General features: G+C 75.6%; 5 protein-coding genes. 3 read left to right on the top strand and 2 right to left on the bottom strand.

Translation table 11 applies throughout. The features are described 5' to 3' along the window. The coding region (locus E1283_RS34475; RefSeq protein ID WP_132822106.1) for a Vgb family protein at positions 1-621 on the top strand (621 nt) is incomplete at its 5' end. A gap of 46 nt (positions 622-667) precedes the next feature. Then, positions 668-1,309, top strand: a complete 642-nt coding sequence (locus tag E1283_RS34470; RefSeq protein WP_132822105.1) for a class I SAM-dependent methyltransferase — start codon at positions 668-670, stop codon at positions 1,307-1,309. 57 nt (positions 1,310-1,366) lie between these two features. On the opposite strand, the gene E1283_RS34465 is transcribed toward E1283_RS34470, so the two are convergent. Next, a complete protein-coding gene (locus tag E1283_RS34465) occupies positions 1,367-1,819 on the bottom strand; it encodes an Lrp/AsnC family transcriptional regulator (protein ID WP_132822104.1) in 453 nt (150 codons plus the stop codon). A gap of 93 nt (positions 1,820-1,912) precedes the next feature. Between E1283_RS34465 and E1283_RS34460 the strand changes: the two genes are divergently transcribed. Next, complete coding sequence (locus E1283_RS34460; protein WP_132822103.1) at positions 1,913-2,413, top strand: rhodanese-like domain-containing protein; 501 nt, start codon at positions 1,913-1,915, stop codon at positions 2,411-2,413. On the opposite strand, the gene E1283_RS34455 is transcribed toward E1283_RS34460, so the two are convergent. Continuing rightward, positions 2,397-3,013: class I SAM-dependent methyltransferase (locus tag E1283_RS34455; protein WP_132822102.1), on the bottom strand; the 617-nt coding region annotated here is incomplete at its 5' end. The two genes, E1283_RS34460 and E1283_RS34455, sit on opposite strands and share 17 nt — an antisense overlap.

Genomic DNA, 3,013 nt, shown 5'->3' with positions numbered 1-3,013 from the left:
GTCGTCGTCGGCCAGGGCCGGGGTGACGCCGGCCCCTACTCCCTCGCGGCCGGCCCCGACGGTGCCCTCTGGCTCACCGAGCTCAACGCCGACCGGATCGGCCGCGTCACCGTCGACGGCAGCGTGACCGAGTTCCCGATCGGGCTCACCGGGGCCTACCCGTCGGCCCTCGTGGCCGGGCCAGACGACGCGCTCTGGTTCACGCTCAACCAGGCCAACGCCGTCGGGCGGCTCACCGTCGCCGGCGAGACCACGATCCACCCCCTGCCGACCGAGGCCGCCGCTCCGGTCGGCATCACGGCCGGCCCCGACGGCGCCCTGTGGTTCGTCGAGATCGCCGCCGGCCAGGTCGGGCGCGTCACGGTCGACGGCGCCGTGACCGAGTTCCCGCTGCCCGACCGCGCCTGCCGCCCGCACGCCATCGCCGCGGCGACCGACCGCCTCTGGCTCACCGAGTGGGGCGCCGGCCGCCTCGCCGCCATCACGCCGGACGGCCGCGTCGAGGAGCACGAGCTGCCGGGGCCGCCCAACCCCGAGCCGCACGGCCTGACCGTCGGCCCGGACGGCGCGGTGCACGCCGCGCTGGAGATCGGGGCCATCGCCCGGTGGGCCGCGCCCTGACCCCGCGCCCCACCGCCCGGGGCACGCCGGGTGGCATCCTGTCCGCATGGGGGGACGGCTGAACGACGACGGGGTGCGGCGCAGCTACGACACGGTGGCCGAGGAGTACGCGGGCCGGCTGCACGACGAGTTGGCCGGCAAGCCGCTCGACCGGGCGCTGCTCACCGCGCTGCTGGAGCGGGCCGAACCCGGCGCCCCCATCGCGGACCTCGGCTGCGGCCCGGGCCACGTGGCGGCCTGGCTCGCCGACCGCGGCGCCCGCGCCGTCGGCGTCGACCTGTCGAGCCGCATGGTGGCCCTCGGCCGCGAGCGCTACCCCGAGGTCGAGTTCCGGGAGGGCGACCTGCGGGCGCTACCGGCCGAGGCCGGCGAGTTCGGCGCCGCCGTCGCCCTCTACTCGCTCATCCACCTCGCCCCCACCGACCTGCCGCGCGCCCTCGCGGAGGCCCGGCGGGTGCTGCGCCCGGCCGGCCCGCTGCTGCTCGCCTTCCACGTCGGGGACGAGGTCCGACACCTGGGGGAGTGGTGGGGCCATCCCGTGGACGTGGACTTCCACTTCCTTGACCCGGCCCGTGTCGCGGGGCTGTTGGCGGAAGCGGGCTTCACGGTGGAGGCGAGCCTGGAGCGCGTTCCCTACCCGCACGAGGCCGAGACCCGGCGCGCCTACCTGCTCGCCCGCCGAGGGTGACCGCCGGGGGTGACCGCCGGGGGCGATCGCCGAGGGTGACCGCCTTCCGCCGACGCGTCAGGCCCGGACGGTGATCGCGCGGCCGGGCAGCGGGCTGGAGTAGACGACGCTCGTCGTCACGGAGCCGAGCCCGGCGATCCGGCCCACCGTGGCCTCCAGGTCACGCATGGAACGGGCGACCACCTTGAGCACGAAGCAGTCCTCGCCGGTCACGTGGTGGGCCTCCAGGATCTCGGGCATCACCGCGACCAGATCGTGGAACGGCTTGTAGTTGGGTGTCGGATAGCGGAGGCGGACGAACGCCAGGACGCCGTAGCCGAGCCGTTCCGGGTCCACCACGGCCGCATACCCCCGGATCACGCCGCTCTCCTCCAGACGCCGCACGCGCTCGGCGACGGCGCTGGGCGACATGGCGACGGCGCGGGCCAACTCGGCGTAGCTGGCCCGCCCGTCCCGCTGGAGGGCGTCCAGAACGCGCATGTCGGTCTCGTCGAAGGAATCAGCGGCCATGGACGATTTCTACCACGGCATCCACGGCCCTATCCGTTGTACGCCGTCGATCGCCCGTTCCGTGGTCGGTCCGGGGCCCGTAGCGTTCCCGCCATGACCGACACCCGCTCCGTCAGCCCCGCGCTGCGCACGCCGCCCGCCGCGCCCGCCGAGGCCGTCGCCTTCTTCGCCGCCCGCCTCGCCTTCCAGGCCGACGTCTCCGACGTCAACGCCTCGCTGGCCTCCGGGGACCCCGGCTTCGTCCTGGTCGACTCGCGCGGCGACGCCGGCTGGCGGCAGGGCCGGGTGCCGGGCGCCGTCCACCTGCCCACCGCCGACATCCCGACCCGGGCCGCGAGCCTCCTCGACCCGGCGATCCCGGTCATCACCTACTGCTGGGGCCCCGGCTGCGACGGCGCCACCCGCGCGGCGCTGGCCCTCGCCCGACTCGGCCACCGCGTCAAGGAGATGATCGGCGGCATCGAGTACTGGATCCGCGAGGGCCTCCCGGTCGAGACCGCGAACGGCACCGAGCGGCGCGCGGCCGACCCGCTGACCGTCCCGGTCTCCGCCACCGCCCCCGCCGCCGACTCCGCCGTCAGCTGCGACTGCTGACGTCGCGACCTGCCGCGTCCCGCCACCAGACGAAGACCTCGGTGCTGGGCTGACGTTCGGAGAACCACCCCGAGGGCGACGCGTCGCCGAGCAGGCGACGCAGCTCCGCCTCGAAGTCGTCGCGGCGCGCGCCGAACAGATGCGGGGCCGAGAACGACATCGAGAACACCCCGGCGACGACGTCGTCGACCGTACGTTCCAGCGCCTGGCCGCCGGGCACCACATGGCGCTCGGGCCCGGCGAACCCGGCCCGGCGGAGAACGCCGGTTTCCCCACCGGGAGTTCCCTGCGGCAGCACCCCTTGGCCGGCCCGCCTGACCGGCCCCAGATACCGCCGCACCAGGTCGTCCACCGCCGGGTAGGACACGGCAGGGTGGGGGAGGCCGCCGAACGATCGGGGCTCCGTCTCGGTCTTGAGGTCCGAGATGTGCACCAGCGCCCCGCCGGGCCGCAGCATGTCCCGGAGGGTGGCGGCCACCAGGGCCTGGTCCATCCAGTGGAACGACTGGGCGAGGGTCGCGACGGTGAACGTCCCGAGCCCGGCCGGCAACTCCTCGGCCCGGGCCCGCACCCAGCGCGCCTTCCCCGCCACCCCCGCCT

The sequence above is a fragment of the Streptomyces hainanensis genome, from assembly GCF_004348415.1.
GTDB lineage: Bacteria > Actinomycetota > Actinomycetes > Streptomycetales > Streptomycetaceae > Streptomyces > Streptomyces hainanensis.
Note: the sequence above shows the minus strand (reverse complement) of the source record. Positions and strands in the feature narration are given on the sequence as shown.

What these genes read in the sequence shown, in the direction of transcription:
- E1283_RS34470 (WP_132822105.1), top strand. Translation starts at nt 668, where the DNA reads ATGGGGGGACGGCTGAACGACGACGGGGTGCGGCGCAGCTACGACACG.
- E1283_RS34465 (WP_132822104.1), bottom strand. Translation starts at nt 1,819, where the DNA reads ATGGCCGCTGATTCCTTCGACGAGACCGACATGCGCGTTCTGGACGCC.
- E1283_RS34460 (WP_132822103.1), top strand. Translation starts at nt 1,913, where the DNA reads ATGACCGACACCCGCTCCGTCAGCCCCGCGCTGCGCACGCCGCCCGCC.